Here is an 18,689-nt window from a genome sequence, read left to right on the forward strand (position 1 = left end):
CCGTTTTCTGGTGCCGTTTTTTTTGTGCCTTCAGCCTTCAGTGCGCATGCCCGCCATGGGCCAGCCCACTGACTACGGTGACCAGCACAATGCCCATCACCAGCCAGGCGATCTGCACCAGACTTTCACGCGCAGACAGTCGCTTTTGCAGTTGCGGAATCAGGTCTGACAGCGCCACATAGACAAAGCTGCTGGATGCCACGGTCAGAAAGTAAGGCTGCCAGTCTTCCAGGTGGCCGACGAGGAAGTAACCTGTCACGCCGCCCAGCGCCGTCACCGCACCTGCCAGCGAGACTTTGAGCACCGCCAGACTGCGGTGGCTGCTATTGCGCAGCACCACCAGATCGCCAATGTGGTGAGGCACTTCGTGGGCCAGCACAGACACGGCGGCAATCATGCCCAGACGCATGTCTGCCATGAATGCCGAGGCGATCAGAATCCCGTCGCCAAAGCAGTGCACGCTGTCGCCCGTCAGCAGCGACCAGCCCTTGCTGTGTACGTGGTGATCATGATCATGGTCGTGCCCATGTGCGTGTGCATGGTGGTGATGCCCATGTGCCTCATGGCTGTGCTCATGGCCGTGGTGCCACAGCTCCGCCTTGGTCAGCAGAAAGAAGAACACCACACCGATCAGCAGCGTCATGAACAGGTCATGTGCGCTGGCCTCGCTGTTAAAGGCTTCGGGCAAGAGGTGCATGAAGGCCGTGGCCAGCAGCGCACCTGCGGCCAGACTCAGCAGTCCCTGCTGCCCACTGCCTGTGTGGCCCTTGCCAAAACCAAGCTGCAAAAGAAAGTTAGCCACCCAGACGCTGCCGATACCAGCAGCAAGGGTGGCCAGAATGATGGCGACCAATGTCATAGCTCACTACGATGTTCTGTGGTCAGACAGGGCTGACCGATGCCTGATTGTCCATGAAAGCCCATGCGCGCTTTGCGAGCTTTTCGGACAAACTGCATTGCCTGCATGGGTGCTTGCGGGCTTTCAAGAACGCCCTTATCAAAACACGCTACACCACCTGTCAAGCCCCTGGGAATCCCCCAGCGCATCAGTGCTTGACCGAAGCCTTGCGCCGCCAGGCGTCAACCACATGCTCATCCAGCAAAAACTGCTCGACCATCGCCCAGCCGCTCACAAAGCGCTCAAGGTAGATGCGAGATGCACCGGGAGATAAATCAGCGGGCTCAAAACCCGCCAACTTGAGCCCATCGCGCATCTTTGAAGTGCTAGCAATGCGCTGCAAAGCCTGCTCCATCACGGATCGTTCTTGCTCAGGCACCGCTTTCGGAACAAACAAAGCCGTCCAGCCATGCTCAAACGGTAGCCAGCCTGCCTCTTCAAATGTCGGCGTCTCCGACTGCCCCGCGAATGGTTTTCTGCCACTTTGCACCAGTGTTCGCACCTGTGTGCTTGAGGCACCTATGCGATCACAGCGCGCCAATGCCAGGTCTGCGCCTTGCTCCAGCACCGCTGCAAAATCGCCGTTGACACTGTAGGGCTGCACCTGCCATGCATGATTGGTGGCTTGTTCCATGCCATGCACCCACAGCTGCATACGCCCTTCAGAAAACGGCAATGCAATGCGAACAGGACGGTCCAGCTGCGCTACCCAGCTGTGCAATTGCCCAGCAGCTTGCAAGGGCGATTCCGAATGCACAAACGCGCACCAGCGCTTAAACCCAAGCAACAGCAAAGGCTCAAAATTGGCAATATGGGCAGGGTGTGCCAGGCTGGACGTACTCACTCGCAGAGATTCCTCGGGTGCAACCAGTACAGCGTACTGTTGCGCTGCACCTGACAAGCTCCAGCGAAAAGCTGCATCACCCTGGCCACGAGTTGCAGCATCCACCACGATCTGCCGCCCCAACATGCGTGAAAGCTCATGAGCCAAAGCTTGTGCTGTATCAAACCGGAAGCCCTGAGCAAACGCGGGTTGCACGATCACCCAGTTTGCTTGGCTCTGCAGGGGCTGTCCGATGCTGAGCTTCTCCTCTGCACAGACGTGTGAAACAAGCGCTGCAATGGATAGACATGCGGCCCTCGCACGCCAACGCGTCCATACATTCATGGAACTGAACATGTATCCCCCCTTGCAGACACTCAGCTTTATAAGCAAAAACCCTTACTACCTATCAGCGCAAGCGTAATTTTGAAGAAATTGTTATATCCGAACCCATCGCCATAATGCAGCAGTTACGGCCCCCAGCACCACAACCAGCAAAAATGGTGCACGCAGCAGCAAAGCGATGGCGGCCACCACCAAGGCAGCCAGGCGTGCATCCAGCGCCAGCGCCTGCCCTGCGGCAAAGGTATTCATCACTGTCAAGGATGTCAGCAAGGCCACCGTCATGCAGGCTGCAATATGCGCCATGCGCGGGTTCTGCAAATAGCTCGCCGGAATCGCATAACCCAGAAACTTGGTGGCAAAGGCTACGGCGCAGGCCAGCAAAATCCAGTGCCACATGCTCATGCCTGCTCCCTGATCAGGCGCGCGCTGCGCCACCAGCCCCATGCTGCCCCTACAACGGCCGCCACCAGAATGGGCAGCCCCGGTGGCAGCAGCGGAACGGCGAGCATGGTCACAACGCCGCACAGCACGGCCAGCGCCACCGGCTCACGCTGCCTCAGGCGTGGCCACAGCAGGCCCAGGAATGCCGCCACAGCAGCACCATCCAGTCCCCATTTGCGCGGATCACCCAGCGCATCGCCCAGCAAGGCTCCCAGCAGGGTGAAAGCATTCCACAGCACAAACACCCCCAGCCCTGCCGTCCAGAAGCCGCGCTGCTGCTCCTGCGGCTCCAGCTGGCCAGATGCCGTGGCGGCGGACTCATCAATCGTCAGCTGCGCCGCCGCAGCCTTGCGCCAGCCACGTGGCTGCAGCATGCGGTTCATCTGCATGCCATAGACGGCATTGCGCACGCCCAGCAAACTGGCGGCCCCCAGCGCCGCAGCACCTGTGCCGCCACCGGCGATGACGCCAATAAAAGCAAACTGCGAGCCGCCGGTGAACATCAGTGCGCTCAGCGCCATGGTCTGCCAGAGATTCAGCCCGGCCCCCACTGACAGCGCCCCAAAGGAGATGCCATACAGACCGGTGGCAATCGAAATGGACAGCCCCATGCGCATGGCAGGCGTCCAGGATGATGGTGCGATCACGTGTCCCTCTATGTTTTTTCTATAGCTGCCAGCGCTGATAAAACAAAGGTTTCAAATAGAAAACTATCTGAAACCTTTGTAAATCAAGCGCTAGCAGCTATTTTTTCAATAGCCATGATTAATGGGCTTCTTCCCAATTGTTGCCTATGCCTACCTCCGCCAGCAAAGGCACAGACAGCTGGGCCACGCTGGCCATGACCGCCGGGATGCGCGCACGCAGCCAATCGGCATCCCCTGCGGGCAGCTCAAACACCAGTTCGTCATGCACCTGCATGATGACTTGGATCTCAGGCTTTTCGGCATCGAGCATGGACTGCACGGCCACCATGGCCTTTTTGATCAGATCTGCTGCCGTGCCCTGCATGGGCGCGTTGATCGCTGCGCGCTCTGCCGCCTTCTTGCGCGGGCCGTTGCCACCGTTGATTTCCGGCAGATACAGGCGGCGGCCAAACACGGTTTCCACATAGCCTTGGCTATGTGCCAGCTCCACGGTTTCGTCCATGTAGCGCTTCACGCCGGGGTAACGCTGGAAGTACTTGTCGATGTAAGCCGCTGCGGCCTTGGTCTCAATGCCCAGATTCTTGGCCAAACCAAAGCTGCTCATGCCGTAGATCAGGCCAAAGTTGATGACCTTGGCATAGCGACGCTGCTCGCTCGTCACGTCTTCCACGCTCACGCCAAACACTTCGGCGGCTGTGGCCTTGTGTACGTCCAGCCCTTCGCGGAAGGCCTTGAGCAGCGCCTCATCGCCCGAGAGGTGGGCCATGATGCGCAGCTCAATCTGTGAGTAGTCGGCGCTGGCAATCAGCCGGCCTTCCGGTGCCACAAAGGCTTCGCGGATGCGACGGCCTTCGGGCGTGCGCACGGGAATGTTCTGCAGATTGGGATCGTTGCTCGACAACCGCCCCGTCACGGCCACAGCCTGCGCATAGTGCGTGTGCACACGGCCGGTGCGCGGCAGCGCCATCTGCGCCAGCTTGTCGGTATAGGTGCCCTTGAGCTTGGAAAGGCTGCGGTGCTCCAGAATCTTGGCAGGCAGCGGATAGTCCTCGGCCAGCTTTTCCAGCACTTCTTCGTCCGTGCTGCGCGCACCGGTGGCGGTTTTCTTTACCACGGGCAGGCCCAGCTTGTCGAAAAAGATTTCGCCCAGCTGTTTGGGAGAAGCCAGATTAAAGGGCTGGCCTGCAATCTCATAAGCCTCGTTTTCCAGCTGCAGAATGCGCGCCCCCAGATCATTGCTCTGGCGAGCCAGCTCACCGGCATCAATGCGCACACCGTTACGCTCAATGCGGAACAAGGCTTCACTGGTGGCCATTTCCAGTTCATAGATATGGCGCAGCTTGGCGTCTGCCTCAATCTGCGGCCACAGCACCTCGTGCACGTTCAGCGTCTGGTCCGAGTCTTCGCAGGAGTAGGCTGCCGCCTTGTCCACCGGCACCTGGGCAAAGGGGATCTGGTTCTTGCCCTTGCCACAGAGGTCTTCGTAGCTGATGCCGGTGCGGCCCGTATGGCGCAGTGCAAGACTCGTCAGGTTGTGCGGGCGATGCACTTCCAGCACATAGGACTGCAGCATGGTGTCGTGCGCATAGCCGCGCACGGTGATGCCGTGGTTGGCAAACACGTGCTGGTCGTACTTCACATGCTGGCCCAGCTTTTTCTTGGAAGCGTCTTCCAGCCATGGCTTGAGCTGCGCCAGCACCCAGTCCATGGGCAGCTGCTGGGGCACCTCCATGCCTTCGTGGCGCAGCGGGATATAGGCGGCCTCGCCGACCTTGACGCTCAGCGAAATGCCAACAATCTGCGCACGCATTTCGTCCAGCGAATCGGTCTCGGTGTCAATGGCCGTCAGCCTGGCCGCGTGGATCTTGTCCAGCCAGCTGTGGAACTGCTCTTCGGTCAGGATGGTGGTGTAGACCACATCACGCTGCTGAGCAGCCACGGCCACTTCCGTGCTGGCCGCATCATCCAGATCAAACATATCGCCCTGAGCAGAAGCAGGCTTGGTGGCAGTTGACGACGTCTCTGCGGCTGGCACAGCATGGCTGGCCAGAGCGCGCGCCAGGCCCTTGAAGCCATATTGCTCATAAAACGACTGCAGTCTGGCGTTATCTGGCTCGTCCAGTGTGATGTCATCAAAGGCAGGGAGACCAGGAATGTAGTCAGCCAAGTCGCAATCGGTTTTCATCGTGACCAGCTGGCGGCTCAGCGCCAGCTGGCCCGAGGCAATCGCCTCGCGCAGGTTGTTGCCAGCCACGCCCTTGATGGCTGCGGCGTTGGCAATCAGATTGTCCAGCGTGCCGTATTCTTCCAGCCACTTGGCAGCGGTCTTGGGGCCGACCTTGGTCACACCGGGCACGTTGTCCACGGTGTCACCAATCAAGGCCTGGTAATCAATCATCTTCTCGGGCGGCACACCAAACTCGGCGGTGACACCAGCCACGTCACGGCGCTTGCCATTCATGGTGTCGATGATGGTGATGCGCTCGTTCACCAGCTGCGACAAATCCTTGTCACCGCTGGAGACGATCACCTCCATGCCCTGCGCTGCGGCCATGTGTGCCAGCGTGGCAATGACATCGTCGGCTTCGACCCCGGGCACGGCCACCACCTTCCAGCCCAGCATGTCCACCACGGCGTGGATGGGTTCAATCTGGCTGCGCAGGTCATCCGGCATGGGCGATCGCGTGGCCTTGTACTGGTCGTACATGGCATCACGGAACGTGGGGCCGGAGGCATCAAACACACACACGGCGTAGTCTGCCGTGATGTCCTTGCGCAGCGACTGCAGCATATTGATCATGCCGCGAATGGCCCCGGTCGCAGGGCTGGAAGGATCTCCGGGCACGGCACGCAGATCGGGCATGGCGTGGTAGGCGCGGTACAGGTAACTGGAGCCGTCTACCAGCACCAATGTCTTGGAATTCGTCATAGCTGCTGATTGTGCCTGCACGCTCCGCTGCAGGAACAGACATGGTTTTGCAGGTGTCACAAATTCGCCTGCTGTGCGTAACAGAAATACAATGCAGCCATGCGCGCAGCCACCCTCCTCCTCACCGCCCTGTTCATCTCTGCCCCTGTGCTTGCACAGGAGGGCAGCGACGCAGCTTCTTCACCCTCTGCGGCCCAGCCCGAAGCAGCTGCAACGCAAGAGCCTGCCAAGCAAGGCGACCGCCACAACCAGCGCATTGAGCGCATCCAGCACGAAGACGGTGGCAGCCGCGTAGACGAACTGCGCGTAGGTGGTGAAACCAAGAACATCATGGTGCAGCCCAAGGTGGGCAACCTGCCCGCCTATGAGGTTCAGCCCCAGAATATCGAAGGGGCTGACGGCACCAATGGCCGCCGCGTCTGGCGCGCCATCCAGTTCTGATACCGCAACTCTTTCTCTGACTGCTGCATGACTGCAGCAGCTGGACTTTTTTAGCCCAAGCATGGCCGTTTTTACCGAAGTCTCCGACAAAGACGCGCGCGAGTTGCTGCGTCGTGTTCCCCTGGGTCAGCTGACCGAACTGCGTGGCATTCAGGGTGGTATTGAAAACACCAACTACTTTCTGACCACCGACCAGGGCGAATGGGTACTGACCCTGTTCGAGCGCCTGCGCGCTGAGCAGCTGCCCTTTTACCTGTATCTGATGCAGCATCTGGCCCACAAAGGCATTCCTGTGCCTGCACCCCAGGCCGATGCCAAAACGGGCGACATCCTGCACAAGGTCTGCGGCAAGCCAGCAGCCATCGTGCAAAAGCTGCGCGGCAAGAGCCAGCTGCAGCCCGGGCCCGTGCACTGCGCTGCCGTGGGCGACATGCTGGCCCGCATGCATCTGGCAGGGCGTGACTATGAACGCGAGCAGCCCAATCTGCGCGGCCTGGCCTGGTGGAACGAGACCGTGCCCACCGTGCTGCCCCATCTGAATGCCGAACAGGCTGACCTGCTGCAGGCCGAGCTGGCCTTCCAGAACCACACGGCAGCATCCAGTGCCTACAAGGCCCTGCCACGCGGCCCCGTGCATGCCGATCTGTTCCGCGACAACGTCATGTTTGACGACGAAGAGCTCACAGGCTTTTTCGACTTCTACTTTGCAGGCTGCGACACCTTTTTGTTTGACCTGTGCGTCTGCCTGAACGACTGGTGTATTGACCACGCCAGCGGCGCTCACCACGCGGCCAAGGCACAGGCCATGCTCGATGCCTACCAGGCCGTGCGGCCGCTGGAGGCGGCCGAGCGCCAGCTGCTGAACGCCATGCTGCGCGCCGGTGCACTTCGCTTCTGGATCTCGCGCCTGTGGGACTACTACCTGCCGCGCGAGGCCTCCATGCTCGTGCCTCACGACCCCGCCCACTTTGAACGTGTGCTGCGTCAGCGCCTGCACCACCCCATCAGCCTGGACTGAGCCATCAGCCCCCTGCAAGCCATGCCGGTCACATGCATGGCTTGCCTCCACGCTCTCTGCCCCTGCCCGCAGCTGGACGAGCGGATGCAAATACCCCGGTGATGCCACCCTTCTCCGGGCAGCATCACCCCCAGCCCTGGGGTACAGTGGAGCTCCCTGCAAGCGCTGCGCCCTGCAGCTTTTTTCTTGCGTTTTCACCACTATGAAACTTCATATCGTTCCCGCCAGCACTGGAATACACTGGGTCAAGCTGGGAATACAGACGTTCTGGCGCCAGCCCATGGCGCTGACGGCCCTGCTTTTTCTGAGCATGGCAGCCGTATCGCTGATTGGTCTGTTTCCCTTCATTGGCACCTATGTTGCGCTGGTGTTCATGCCCACCGTGTTCCTGGTGATGATGCTCGGTGCTGCCGAAGCCCATCAAGGCCGCACGCCCCATCCCGGGCTGGTGCTCGCCCCCTTCAAGGCTGGCAAGTCACGCATCCAGGCACTGGCCATTCTGGGTTTGTTCTACACGGCAGGCATCTTGCTGATTGCCGCGCTGACCTCGCTGTTTGATGACGGCACACTGGCCAAGCTCTCACTGGGCAATGAGCCCATGACACCCGAGCTGGCGGAGCAAATCGTGCAGCAGCCCGGCTTTCAGATTGCGCTGTGGGGGGGCTTTGTGCTCTACAACCTGCTGGCCATGCTGATGTGGCATGCCCCTGCGCTGGTGCAGTGGCACGGCGTGTCTCCCGTCAAGGCCATTTTCTTCAGCATCGTGGCCTGTCTGCGCAACTTCCGCGCCTTTCTGATGTATGCCCTGGGCTGGTTTGGCCTGACCATTGCGGCAGGTCTTGCGCTGTCTTTGCTCACCCTGCTGCTCTCCGGCCTGATCGGCAGCTCCGCCGCCATTGCGGCCAACATTCTGACCATCATGCTGGGCATGGCCCTGGTGACCATGTTCCTGAGTTCTGCGGTGTTTACCTTCCGCGACTGCTTCTCGCCACCGGATCAGGAGCGCAAGCTGCATGTAGACGATGTGACGTACGACTACAAATAAGCCGTAAGCTGTATCAAAAAAAGGGACGCTATCTGCGTCCCTTTTTTGTTGAAGTGCCTCACTCCACAATGGTCAGCTTGGCAATCGCCAGCGCCAGCCACTTGGTGCCATGGCGTGGGAAGTTGATCTGGGCGCGCGCATCATCGCCCGTACCTTCCACGGCCAGTACCTTGCCTTCACCAAACTTGGTGTGAAACACCGTCTTGCCTTTGGTGATGCCATGCGCAGGCGCAGCCTTTTGCACCGGCACTTCAGGGCTCTTGAAGACTTCTGGCCCTTTGGGCGAATATGAGCCAAATTGGCCTCTGGCGCCCATCCCCCAAGTGCTGGCAGCTCCACTCTTAGGCGCAAAACTACCAAAACCGCCCTTGGCGCTGAGCCACTTGAGTGCACCTTCCGGCAATTCATCAATAAAGCGGCTGGGCAGGTTAAAGGTGGTGCGCCCGTGCAGCATGCGGCTTTGCGCATGGCTCAGGTACAGGCGCTTACGGGCACGGGTGATGGCCACATACATCAGGCGGCGCTCTTCCTCCAGCCCCCCCCGGTCGCTCATGGAGTTCTCATGGGGGAACAGGCCTTCTTCCAGACCGCCAATAAAGACGCAGTCAAACTCCAGCCCCTTGGAAGCGTGCACGGTCATGAGCTGCACGGCGTCCTGCCCGGCCTGCGCCTGGTTGTCACCGGCTTCCAGTGCGGCATGCACCAGGAAGGCCTGCAAGGGCGACAGCGTCTCACCCGTTTCAGCATCGGTGCCATTGAGCGGGGCATCCAGCACGGGCAGCGAAAAATCCAGCCCCTGGCTGGCTGGGCTCTGGGTCAGCGCCTGGCCGGTTTCATCCACGGGCAGCGCCACGGCATCCTTGCCAAAGCCTTCCTGCGTGACAAAGCTCTCGGCTGCGTTGATCAGCTCCTTCAAGTTTTCAATACGGTCCTGGCCTTCTTTTTCCGAGCTGTAGTGGTCGATCAGACCGCTGACTTCCAGCATGCGCTCAATGGTCTGGCGCAGCGTCTTGCCCTCGGTCTCTTCGCGCAGTACCTGGATCTTGGCCACAAAGCCCTGCAGCTTGGCACCAGCCGCGCCGCTCACCGCCGTGACCGCATCGCTGAGCGAGCAGCCTGCGGCACGCGCGGTTTCCTGCAGTGTCTCCACACTGCGTGCGCCAATGCCACGTGCGGGGAAGTTCACCACGCGCAGGAAGCTGGTGTCGTCGTGCGGGTTCTCAATCAGGCGCAGATAGGCCAGTGCATGCTTGATTTCGGCACGCTCAAAAAAGCGCATGCCGCCATACACACGGTACGGAATGCCTGCGTTGAACAGCTTGGACTCAATCACCCGGCTTTGCGCATTGCTGCGGTAGAGCACGGCAATTTCCTGGCGGCTAAAGCCGTCGTTCTTCACCAGATCCTTGATCTCGCCGACGATCCAGCTCGCTTCGTCCAGATCCGTGGGCGACTCCATCACGCGCACAGGCTCGCCCGCACCCTGGCTGGTGCGCAGGTTCTTGCCCAGACGCTGGCTGTTGTGCTCAATCAGCGCATTGGCACAGTCGAGGATGTTGCCGTAGCTGCGGTAGTTCTGCTCCAGCTTGATCTGGTGCTGCACATCAAACTCGTGCACAAAGTCGCTCATATTGCCCACGCGCGCACCGCGGAAGGCGTAGATGCTCTGGTCATCATCGCCCACGGCCAGCACGCTCGATGTGGACTGCAGCTTGCCGCCCACCACCTCACCTGCCAGCTGCTTGAGCCAGGCGTACTGCAGCTTGTTGGTGTCCTGAAACTCATCCACCAGAATGAAGCGAAAGCGCCGCTGGTAGTGGGCACGCAGGGCGGCATCGTCACGCAGCAGCTCAAAGCTGCGCAGCATCAACTCGCCAAAGTCCACCACGCCTTCGCGCTGGCACTGGTCTTCGTAGAGCTGGTAGAGCTCGACCTTCTTCTTGGTATCCGGGTCTGTGACCGGCACATCCTTGGGCCGCATGCCCTCTTCCTTGCAGCCGGCGATAAACCAGGTCAGCTGCTTGGGCGGGAAGCGCTCCTCATCCACATTGAACTGCTTGCACAGGCGCTTGACGGCCGAGAGCTGGTCCTGCGTGTCCAGGATCTGAAAAGTCGCTGGCAGCCCCGCTGCCACATGGTGCGCCCGCAGCAGGCGGTTGCACAGGCCGTGGAAGGTTCCAATCCACATGCCACGCACGTTGTAAGGCAGCATGGCAGACAGGCGTGCCGTCATTTCCTTGGCAGCCTTGTTGGTGAAGGTCACGGCCATGATGCCGCCGGGCGAGACCTGCCCGGTCTGCAGCAGCCAGGCAATGCGCGTGGTCAGCACCCGCGTCTTGCCCGAACCAGCGCCCGCCAGCACCAGCGCATGGCCCTGCGGCAAGGTCACAGCCGCGCGCTGTTCGTCATTCAGGCCTTGCAGCAAGGGAGAGTTCTGGGAGGGCGGTGTGCCAGCATCGGCACCATCGAGCAGGTCAATTGGAAACATGGTGGCATTGTAGAAAGTCACCTGCATGCCAGCGGCTTGCAGGTGCATCATGCGGCAGGCGGTATACGCCCAAGCATATACCCCTCATTCCATATCTACACCTGTACCCCATGGGCTGGCCGTATAGAATCAATCACCGGGCCCAAGTTTTTGTGGTCCGGTTTTTTTTGGCCAAAATCTGCCAAGCCTGAAACCGGCAACAAGCCAAGCGCCTTTCTGTTGAAAAAAATGGAGGTGGGTGAGATTCCCACCCATGACCTTTTCTGGAGCTTGGAACATCATGGAAATCTTCGACTACGACAACATTCTGCTGCTGCCCCGCAAGTGCCGTGTGGAAAGCCGTTCTGAATGTGACACCAGCGTCGAGCTGGGTGGCCGCACCTTCAAGCTGCCTGTCGTACCTGCCAACATGAAGACGGTGTTGGATGAGAAGATCTGCACTTTCCTGGCCGAAAACGGCTACTTCTATGTGATGCACCGTTTCGACATCGACAACGTGGCATTCACCAAGGAAATGCAAGCCAAGGGCTTGTTCGCCTCGATCTCGCTGGGCGTGAAGCAACCCGACTACGACACCGTAGACCGCTTTGTGGCCGAAGGCATCTGCCCTGAATACATCACCATCGACATCGCCCACGGCCATGCCGACAGCGTGCGCAACATGATCCAGTACCTGAAGGCCCAAATCCCTGCGGCCTTCGTCATCGCCGGCAATGTGGGCACGCCCGAAGCCGTGATCGACCTGGAAAACTGGGGTGCAGATGCCACCAAGGTGGGGATTGGCCCCGGCAAGGTGTGCATTACCAAGCTCAAGACCGGCTTTGGCACGGGCGGCTGGCAGCTGTCGGCCCTGAAGTGGTGTGCCCGCGTGGCGACCAAGCCCATCATTGCCGACGGCGGCATCCGCAGCCATGGCGACATTGCCAAGAGCATCCGCTTTGGCGCCACCATGGTGATGATTGGTTCGCTGTTTGCTGGCCATGAAGAGTCTCCCGGCAAGACCGTGGAAGTGGACGGCCAGCTGTACAAGGAGTACTACGGCTCGGCTTCGGACTTCAACAAGGGCGAATACAAGCACGTGGAAGGCAAGCGCATTCTGGAACCCGTCAAGGGCAAGCTGGCCGATACGCTGATCGAAATGCAGCAGGACGTGCAGTCTTCCATCAGCTACTCCGGTGGCAAGAAGCTCATGGACATCCGCAAGGTCAACTACGTCATCCTCGGCGGTGACAATGCTGGCGAACATCTGCTGATGTAATTCAGCGGCACGGTTTGTCAACTTAGAGCAGGCTGCCCTTGAGGCAGCCTTTTTTACGCCTGCTGCCCAGAGAAAGTTCCACAAAGCTGTGTAAAGCTATGCAAACAAAATGCAAGCTCGAGCAACAGTTTGTAGCTATGGCGAACTTCATATCGAAAGCAAGTACTAACCCTATGTAAGTACATTTCCCTTAGATTGGAGTTCCTACATGAAGAAAAAAATCATCGCTTCGCTGCCTTTGATCGCGATGGCTTCCACCGGTGCCGTGTTTGCACAGTCGTCCGTCAACCTCTACGGTAATCTGGACGAAGCTGTGACCGTGATCGATGGCAAGAAGACATGGTCGGGTCTGAACTCCGGCGGCAGCTCTGACAGCTACTTCGGTCTGCGCGGTCAGGAAGATCTGGGCAACGGCCTGAAGGCCCAGTTTGTGCTGGAATCCGGCATCAATGCTGACACTGGCACTGGCGAAAACGGCAGCGGCCTGGATTTCAAGCGCCGCGCTACCGTGGGCGTGCTGGGGAACTTCGGTGAAGTCCACCTGGGCCGTGACGAAACTGCTGCCTACAAGGCCATGGATCGCTACGACGTGTTCAACCACGCCGGCATTGGCGGCTCGCGCGCCTGGACGCTGCATAACGACCGTGACGACGAGCGCAAGGACAATATGATTGCCTACGTCTCGCCCAACTTCGGCGGTCTGACGTTTGCAGCCAACTACGCCTTTGGTGAGCAGGGCAACAGCACCTGGAAGACCAAGGCCTACTACAACGCGGCCGTGTCCTATGAGAACGGCCCATGGTCGGCTGCTTTTGCCGCTGAGCAGCAAAACAACATCGACTACGACACCAGCAACATCCGCCAGCGCGCTTACTCGCTGGGTGGTTCCTATGACTTTGGGGTAGCCAAGGTGGCTGCGGCCTATCGCCAGGCCAATAACCAGCCTGCCGGCCAGTCTGACTACAAGGACAAGACTTACACCCTGGGTGCCTCCGCTCCCGTGGGCGCAGCAGGTCTGGTGAAAGCCTCGTACAACCGCTACGAGTACCACACCCCAGGCGCTGCCACCGAGTTCAAGGCGGACCAGATTGCGCTGGGCTACGAGCACAACCTGTCCAAGCGCACTGCGCTGTACGGTACCTACTCGTACCTGAAGAACAAGAATGGCGGCACCATGAGCCTGGTGGCTGACGCTGGCGCTACCCCTGATGACAACGGCAAGCAGCATGGCGTGCAGATTGGTCTGCGCCACGCTTTCTAAGGTCGGTTGACCTCCTGGTGGGGAAAGGAGCCTTTCACAAGGCTCCTTTTTCTCGCCTGTCACAGCCAGCTCCACTTCGGTCGTGCTGGCTGTTTTTCTGCTGGGTGCGATCGCCATGCTGGGCGCTTGCCGCAGACATAAAAAAAGGAGCTTTTTCAAGCTCCTTTTTCATGGGCAAGAGGCCAGTGCTTAGACGGCAGAGCCCTGGTAATGCATGACCTGTGCCTGCGTATTGCGCATCCACTGGGGCAGCAGAGAACCGAACACCATACCCGTGGTCGCACCAATCAGACCTGCCAGCTGCTGCGGGAAGGCATCCGACCAGCCGGGCACGATGATGAACAGCAGCCAGGTCCCCAGGCCCATGACCACGGCAGCAATAGCGCCCTGGGTGGTTGCGCCCTTCCAGTACAGACCAAACACCAGTGGAATGAACGCACCCACCAGCGGCACCTGATAGGCGCCAGAAACCATTTCATAGATGGAGCTGTCCTGCATGGTGATGGCGTAGACCAGCACGCACAGCGTGAATACCACCACAGAAATACGCATGGCCTTCAGGGTTTGCGCATCGGTCAAGCCAGGCTTGAAGTTACGCAGAATGTTTTCCACAAACGAGGTAGAAGGCGCCAGCATGGTGGCAGAAGCAGTCGAGGTAATGGCAGACAGCAGCGCACCAAAGAAGGCAATCTGCACGGCAAAAGGCATGCGCTCCATAACCAGCGTAGGCAGAATCTTCTGGGGGTCATCGTCCATCAGCGCCGCCGTCACTTCAGGCATGACCAGCACTGCCGCTGTCACCGTGAACATGGGGATAAACGCAAACAGAATGTAGAGCGCACCGCCAATGATGGGGCCCAGACGCGCCACATTGCTGTCCTTGGAAGACATCACGCGCTGGAACACGTCCTGCTGCGGGATGGAACCCAACATCATGGTGATGGCCGAGGCAATGAAGAACAGCCAGGTCTTGCTATCCGCATCCTTGGGCAGGAACTGCATCTTGCCTTCGGTCACGGCGTAGTCGATCACCTTGTCGGCACCGCCAGCCAGATCGGCAGCAAACCAGGCAATCACGATCAGACCGCCGCAGATCACCACCATCTGGATCAGATCGGTCAGCGCGACCGACCACATGCCACCAAACAAGGTGTAGATCAGCACGATGAAGGTACCCAGAATCATGCCCTGCGTGATGGACAGCCCGCCAGCGGTGAGCATGTTGAACACAATGCCCAGCGCCGCGATTTGCGCCGCCACCCAGCCCAGATAGCTGAAGATGATGATGAAGGAGCACAGCATCTCCACCGCCTTGCCATAGCGCAGGCGGTAGTAGTCACCGATGGTGATCAGGTTCTTCTTGTAGAGCTTGTAGGCAAAGAACAGACCCACCAGGATCAGACAGAACCCCGCGCCGAACGGGTCTTCCACCACACCGCCCAGCCCTTCCTGCACAAACTGCGCAGACACCCCCAGCACCAGCTCCGAACCGAACCAGGTCGCGAACGTGGTCGCCACCACGATGTACAGCGGCAGGTTACGGCCTGCCACGGCGTAGTCCGCCGTATTGTTTACGCGACGCGCTGCGTACAGCCCAATGGCGACAGACACCAGCAGGTACACGGCGATAAAGGTAATCAGCATGGTTGCTGCCCCTCCGGAGATGAAAAAAGTGTGAATGGAAAAAATTGAGGCGCGATTATGGACACGTCACAGCGCCTGCATGGAAAAAAATGCGGCGCTGTCTGCTTCAGGCCACAAAAAAAACAGAGCACCTAGCGCAAGCACTGCCTTAGTTTGAAAGCGAAAACTCACTCAAAGTAAGGAAGTACAAGCGCTAGGCGCTCTCTTTATTGATACGCCAGCCCCTTGCTGAACGCCAGGGCTGCAGGCCAACTCCTCAGAAAAACCTTATGTGAGCAAGGATTTGCATCGCCAGCATGCCGAATACAAAACCCAGCCCACCATAGACCAGCCCTTGCAGCAGACGATTGGTGCGCCGCTGCTCACGCAGCAGCTCTTGTACCACCTGCTGGTCCGAAGTGTTTTTCTGCTGCAGAAACTGATGCACCAGACGTGGCAGTTCAGGAATGAGCTTGGCATAGCGCGGCGCTTCTTCGCGCAGCTCATGCCAGAAGCGCTGCGGCCCCATCTGCTCGAGCATCCACTTTTCCAGAAACGGCTTGGCCGTGCTCCACAGGTCCAGATTGGGGTCGAGCTGACGGCCCAGACCTTCGATGTTGAGCAGGGTCTTTTGCAGCAGCACCAGCTGCGGCTGAATTTCCACCTGAAAGCGGCGTGAGGTCTGGAACAGGCGCATCAGCACCATGCCCAGCGAAATCTCGGCCAGCGGGCGGTCAAAGTAAGGCTCACAGACGGCACGAATGGCGGCCTCCAGCTCTTCCACACGCGTGGTAGAGGGTACCCAGCCACTTTCAATGTGCAGGGCTGCCACGCGCTTGTAGTCGCGGCGGAAAAACGCCAGGAAGTTCTGCGCCAGATATTCCTTGTCAAATTCCGTCAGCGTGCCAACGATGCCAAAGTCCAGCGAGATATAGCGGCCAAAGCTCTCTGGCTCCAGGCTCACCATGATGTTGCCCGGGTGCATGTCGGCGTGGAAAAAGCCGTCACGGAAGACCTGGGTGAAGAACAACGTCACACCATCGCGGGCCAGCTGCGGAATGTCCACCCCTGCTTCGCGCAGACGCTCGACCTGGCTGATGGGCACGCCCTTCATGCGCTCCATGACCATGACTTCGGCATGGCAGTAGTCCCAGAAGATCTCCGGGATCAGCACCAGGTCCAGCCCTTCCATGTTGCGGCGCAGCTGCGCTGCGTTCGAGGCTTCGCGGATCAGGTCCAGCTCATCGTGCAGGTAGTTGTCAAACTCTGCCACCACCTGGCGGGGCTTGAGGCGCTTGCCATCGTGCGAGAGCTTTTCTACCCAGCCCGCCATCATGTGCATGAGGGCCAGATCCTTGTCGATCACGTTCTTCATGCCGGGGCGCAGCACCTTCACGGCCACTTCCCGCTCGTTACCCTCGCGGTCACGGATCACGGCAAAGTGCACCTGCGCAATCGATGCACTGGCTACGGGCGTGCGGTCAAAATGCACAAAGACTTCATCGACCGGGCGGCGGAAGTTGCGCTCAATGGTGTCAATGGCAATCTGGGTGTCAAACGGCGGCACACGGTCCTGCAGCCGCGCCAGCTCTGCGGCCACATCCGGCGGCAGCAAGTCGCTGCGCGTAGACAGCACCTGGCCAAACTTGACGAAGATGGGGCCCAGCTGCTCCAGCGCTTCGCGCAGGCGCTGACCACGCGGTGCATCGAGCTTGCGACCAATGGTCAGCACGCGGCGCAAGGCGTTCAGCGTAGGGTGCTTGAAGCTGGAGAGCACCAGTTCATCCAGCCCGTAGCGCAGCACCACCCAGACAATGGTGAAGCCTCGAAAGAAGCGGCTCATGGCTGCAGACGATCTGTGTCGCTGGCAGGTTTACGACCGCCGACGAACTGACGCACAGCACCGGCCACCGTACGGCCCATGCTGGCAATGGTGTGGGCTGGCACGTCACCGACGATGCGGGCCAGGTCTTCTTCCACATCCCACTCCACGTTGTCGACCAGCCAGTTGATGTCTGCGGCCAGCTGCACATCACCCTCGATGCGCAGCGAGGGCTTGTCGCCACGCAGCGCCAGCTGTGCCAGGGCCAGCGGATTGCTGTCCATGATTTCCAGCTGCAGGTCGGGCTGTGCACCTTCTGCCGCCAGATTCAGCAGACCAGCAGGAGTGATGACCAGCGCCATGTCGAAGTTGCGCCACTGCACGCGTGCCACACGCCCCTTCTGACGCACCAGCCGCTCCATGGCTTCACGCTCCTGCATCAACACATGGTTGAGAAACAGGACGATACGCTGTTGGGTTTCGTGGACAAACCAGCCTGGTGGCTGTACAGCCTGCGCTGCACGTTCAACCAAACCGTTCAGAAATGAAAAAGGGGACTGTGATGCCATAGTCCCCTGATTATTCCTGAAGTCGAGCGTTTATTAACCTAAAGCCTGTAAACCCGCTACCAGCCACCCGGTGGAATTGTCCTTGGGCTTGGTCATGTTCCACACTTCACGGAAGGGATTGGGGCCTGCAGAGGGCTCCTCGCGGATGAGGCCAGAGAATTCCACACTGGCCATGTAGGCATTGCCCAGGTCTTCGATACCCAGCAGCTTGCCATCAATCATGACCACATCGGTCTGGTTAGGCTGGCCCTGGCTTTCCGCCTCACGCGCTTCCAGCTGCTGGCGAATTTCAGCCAGCATTTCGTCCGTCATCATGGCGCGCAGGGTATTCACATCGCCCTTGTCCCATGCTGCCTGCAGGGTGATGAAGTTGCGCTTGGCAGCCTCCACAAAGCCATTGGCGTCAAAGTCTGCGGGCACATCCCAGTGCGACGCAGTATCTGTGCCCAGCGAAGCGCCAATCATGGAACCGCTGGCAGCGCCAGGGATTTGCTCCCAGGGACGTGCCGATGCGTCGTTACCGACTTTCTCAGGCTTGTACTGAGGAGGAGTTACCACGCGGTCTGTGGAGGCCTCTGCACCTGCACCCTGGAAGGCGAAGGGCGAAGCTGCTGCGGCAGCAGGCTTTTTCTGGCTGCGGGCACGCATGATCATGCCGACCACCACCATGATGACCAAGGCCAGCAGGCCAAACATCAGCATGTTGGCAAAGGCTTCACCAAAGCCCAGTGCATTGGCCAGCCAAGCCAGGCCCAGACCCGCCGCCAGGCCGCCGAGCATGGCGCCCCAAGGCTTCTTGGCAGGCGCAGCTGCAGGAGCAGCGGGTTTGGCTGCAGCATTGTTTTGCTGCGCATTTTGCTGTTGAGCAGGACGGGCAGGCGCTGCAGGTGGTGTTGCCTGGCGCTGCGTCACATTGCTGGACTGTTTGCCTATGGAGCTGCCACTGCCCATACGCCTAGCTTCTGCCAGAGGATGCATGACGACCAAAGCCGCCGCCAATGTCAAAACCCACACCTTTTTCATCGCTTGATCTCCAACTCAATTACAACAATCTTGACCTAGCCAAATCCCACAAACACTG

15 protein-coding genes are annotated in these 18,689 nt (G+C 59.5%); 5 read left to right on the plus strand and 10 right to left on the minus strand.

Features of this window, described 5'->3' with window-relative positions; translation table 11 throughout:
- Window positions 1-37: 37 nt before the first annotated feature.
- From F7P80_RS01780 to polA, 5 genes are all read right to left on the minus strand, one after another.
- On the minus strand, window positions 38-859 hold the full coding sequence (locus tag F7P80_RS01780; protein ID WP_151042321.1) for a ZIP family metal transporter: 822 nt from the start codon (window positions 857-859) through the stop codon (window positions 38-40).
- A 187-nt stretch (window positions 860-1,046) separates the two neighbouring features.
- The gene (locus tag F7P80_RS01785; protein ID WP_151042323.1) at window positions 1,047-1,742 is read right to left on the minus strand and encodes a type 2 periplasmic-binding domain-containing protein; all 696 of its coding nucleotides are present in this window, start codon (window positions 1,740-1,742) and stop codon (window positions 1,047-1,049) included.
- A 417-nt stretch (window positions 1,743-2,159) separates the two neighbouring features.
- Complete coding sequence (locus tag F7P80_RS01790; protein WP_151042325.1) at window positions 2,160-2,468, minus strand: AzlD domain-containing protein; 309 nt, start codon at window positions 2,466-2,468, stop codon at window positions 2,160-2,162.
- Window positions 2,465-3,154 carry an AzlC family ABC transporter permease gene (locus F7P80_RS01795; RefSeq protein WP_249041348.1) on the minus strand — a complete coding sequence of 230 codons (690 nt, stop codon included), beginning with the start codon at window positions 3,152-3,154 and terminating at the stop codon, window positions 2,465-2,467. Before F7P80_RS01795 ends, F7P80_RS01790 begins: the two co-directional genes overlap by 4 nt.
- A 118-nt stretch (window positions 3,155-3,272) precedes the next feature.
- Complete coding sequence (gene polA / locus F7P80_RS01800; protein WP_151042327.1) at window positions 3,273-6,083, minus strand: DNA polymerase I; 2,811 nt, start codon at window positions 6,081-6,083, stop codon at window positions 3,273-3,275.
- Between the two features lie 99 nt (window positions 6,084-6,182).
- Between polA and F7P80_RS01805 the strand changes: the two genes are divergently transcribed.
- The 3 genes from F7P80_RS01805 (at window position 6,183) to F7P80_RS01815 (ending at window position 8,587) form a co-directional block, all read left to right on the plus strand.
- Window positions 6,183-6,524 (plus strand): hypothetical protein, encoded by a 342-nt coding sequence (locus F7P80_RS01805; RefSeq protein WP_151042329.1) that lies wholly within the window; start codon window positions 6,183-6,185, stop codon window positions 6,522-6,524.
- Between the two features lie 61 nt (window positions 6,525-6,585).
- The gene (locus F7P80_RS01810) at window positions 6,586-7,542 is read left to right on the plus strand and encodes a homoserine kinase (RefSeq protein ID WP_151042331.1); all 957 of its coding nucleotides are present in this window, start codon (window positions 6,586-6,588) and stop codon (window positions 7,540-7,542) included.
- Window positions 7,543-7,744: 202 nt separating this feature from the next.
- Entirely contained in the window at window positions 7,745-8,587 is an 843-nt protein-coding gene (locus tag F7P80_RS01815; RefSeq protein ID WP_151042333.1) for a BPSS1780 family membrane protein, read from the plus strand.
- 58 nt (window positions 8,588-8,645) lie between these two features.
- Here the strand turns inward: F7P80_RS01815 and F7P80_RS01820 are convergent, their stop codons facing one another.
- Complete coding sequence (locus tag F7P80_RS01820; protein ID WP_151042335.1) at window positions 8,646-11,075, minus strand: UvrD-helicase domain-containing protein; 2,430 nt, start codon at window positions 11,073-11,075, stop codon at window positions 8,646-8,648.
- 280 nt (window positions 11,076-11,355) lie between these two features.
- On the opposite strand from F7P80_RS01820, the gene F7P80_RS01825 reads away from it, so the two are divergent.
- Both F7P80_RS01825 and F7P80_RS01830 read left to right on the plus strand, forming a co-directional pair.
- Window positions 11,356-12,333: a GMP reductase gene (locus F7P80_RS01825; RefSeq protein ID WP_151042668.1), complete on the plus strand. Its 978-nt coding sequence runs from the start codon at window positions 11,356-11,358 to the stop codon at window positions 12,331-12,333.
- A 208-nt stretch (window positions 12,334-12,541) separates the two neighbouring features.
- Window positions 12,542-13,594 carry a porin gene (locus F7P80_RS01830; protein WP_151042337.1) on the plus strand — a complete coding sequence of 351 codons (1,053 nt, stop codon included), beginning with the start codon at window positions 12,542-12,544 and terminating at the stop codon, window positions 13,592-13,594.
- Between the two features lie 189 nt (window positions 13,595-13,783).
- Here the strand turns inward: F7P80_RS01830 and F7P80_RS01835 are convergent, their stop codons facing one another.
- From F7P80_RS01835 to F7P80_RS01850, 4 genes are all read right to left on the minus strand, one after another.
- On the minus strand, window positions 13,784-15,238 hold the full coding sequence (locus F7P80_RS01835) for a high affinity choline transporter 1 (protein WP_054067409.1): 1,455 nt from the start codon (window positions 15,236-15,238) through the stop codon (window positions 13,784-13,786).
- A 256-nt stretch (window positions 15,239-15,494) separates the two neighbouring features.
- Entirely contained in the window at window positions 15,495-17,060 is a 1,566-nt protein-coding gene (gene ubiB / locus F7P80_RS01840) for a ubiquinone biosynthesis regulatory protein kinase UbiB (protein ID WP_054067408.1), read from the minus strand.
- Window positions 17,057-17,608 (minus strand): ubiquinone biosynthesis accessory factor UbiJ, encoded by a 552-nt coding sequence (locus F7P80_RS01845; protein ID WP_054067407.1) that lies wholly within the window; start codon window positions 17,606-17,608, stop codon window positions 17,057-17,059. Before F7P80_RS01845 ends, ubiB begins: the two co-directional genes overlap by 4 nt.
- A 33-nt stretch (window positions 17,609-17,641) precedes the next feature.
- On the minus strand, window positions 17,642-18,631 hold the full coding sequence (locus tag F7P80_RS01850; protein WP_058880042.1) for a Tim44 domain-containing protein: 990 nt from the start codon (window positions 18,629-18,631) through the stop codon (window positions 17,642-17,644).
- Window positions 18,632-18,689: the final 58 nt, after the last annotated feature.

It is taken from the genome of Comamonas kerstersii (genome assembly GCF_008801935.1).
GTDB classification, from domain to species: Bacteria; Pseudomonadota; Gammaproteobacteria; order Burkholderiales; family Burkholderiaceae_C; genus Comamonas; species Comamonas kerstersii.

Bases quoted from the DNA above. Each gene is read 5' to 3' on its own strand.
- polA (WP_151042327.1), bottom strand. From the start codon at position 6,083: ATGACGAATTCCAAGACATTGGTGCTGGTAGACGGCTCCAGTTACCTG.
- F7P80_RS01845 (WP_054067407.1), bottom strand. From the start codon at position 17,608: ATGGCATCACAGTCCCCTTTTTCATTTCTGAACGGTTTGGTTGAACGT.
- F7P80_RS01810 (WP_151042331.1), top strand. From the start codon at position 6,586: ATGGCCGTTTTTACCGAAGTCTCCGACAAAGACGCGCGCGAGTTGCTG.
- F7P80_RS01835 (WP_054067409.1), bottom strand. From the start codon at position 15,238: ATGCTGATTACCTTTATCGCCGTGTACCTGCTGGTGTCTGTCGCCATT.
- F7P80_RS01790 (WP_151042325.1), bottom strand. From the start codon at position 2,468: ATGAGCATGTGGCACTGGATTTTGCTGGCCTGCGCCGTAGCCTTTGCC.
- F7P80_RS01780 (WP_151042321.1), bottom strand. From the start codon at position 859: ATGACATTGGTCGCCATCATTCTGGCCACCCTTGCTGCTGGTATCGGC.
- F7P80_RS01830 (WP_151042337.1), top strand. From the start codon at position 12,542: ATGAAGAAAAAAATCATCGCTTCGCTGCCTTTGATCGCGATGGCTTCC.
- F7P80_RS01825 (WP_151042668.1), top strand. From the start codon at position 11,356: ATGGAAATCTTCGACTACGACAACATTCTGCTGCTGCCCCGCAAGTGC.
- ubiB (WP_054067408.1), bottom strand. From the start codon at position 17,060: ATGAGCCGCTTCTTTCGAGGCTTCACCATTGTCTGGGTGGTGCTGCGC.
- F7P80_RS01805 (WP_151042329.1), top strand. From the start codon at position 6,183: ATGCGCGCAGCCACCCTCCTCCTCACCGCCCTGTTCATCTCTGCCCCT.
- F7P80_RS01850 (WP_058880042.1), bottom strand. From the start codon at position 18,631: ATGAAAAAGGTGTGGGTTTTGACATTGGCGGCGGCTTTGGTCGTCATG.
- F7P80_RS01815 (WP_151042333.1), top strand. From the start codon at position 7,745: ATGAAACTTCATATCGTTCCCGCCAGCACTGGAATACACTGGGTCAAG.
- F7P80_RS01820 (WP_151042335.1), bottom strand. From the start codon at position 11,075: ATGTTTCCAATTGACCTGCTCGATGGTGCCGATGCTGGCACACCGCCC.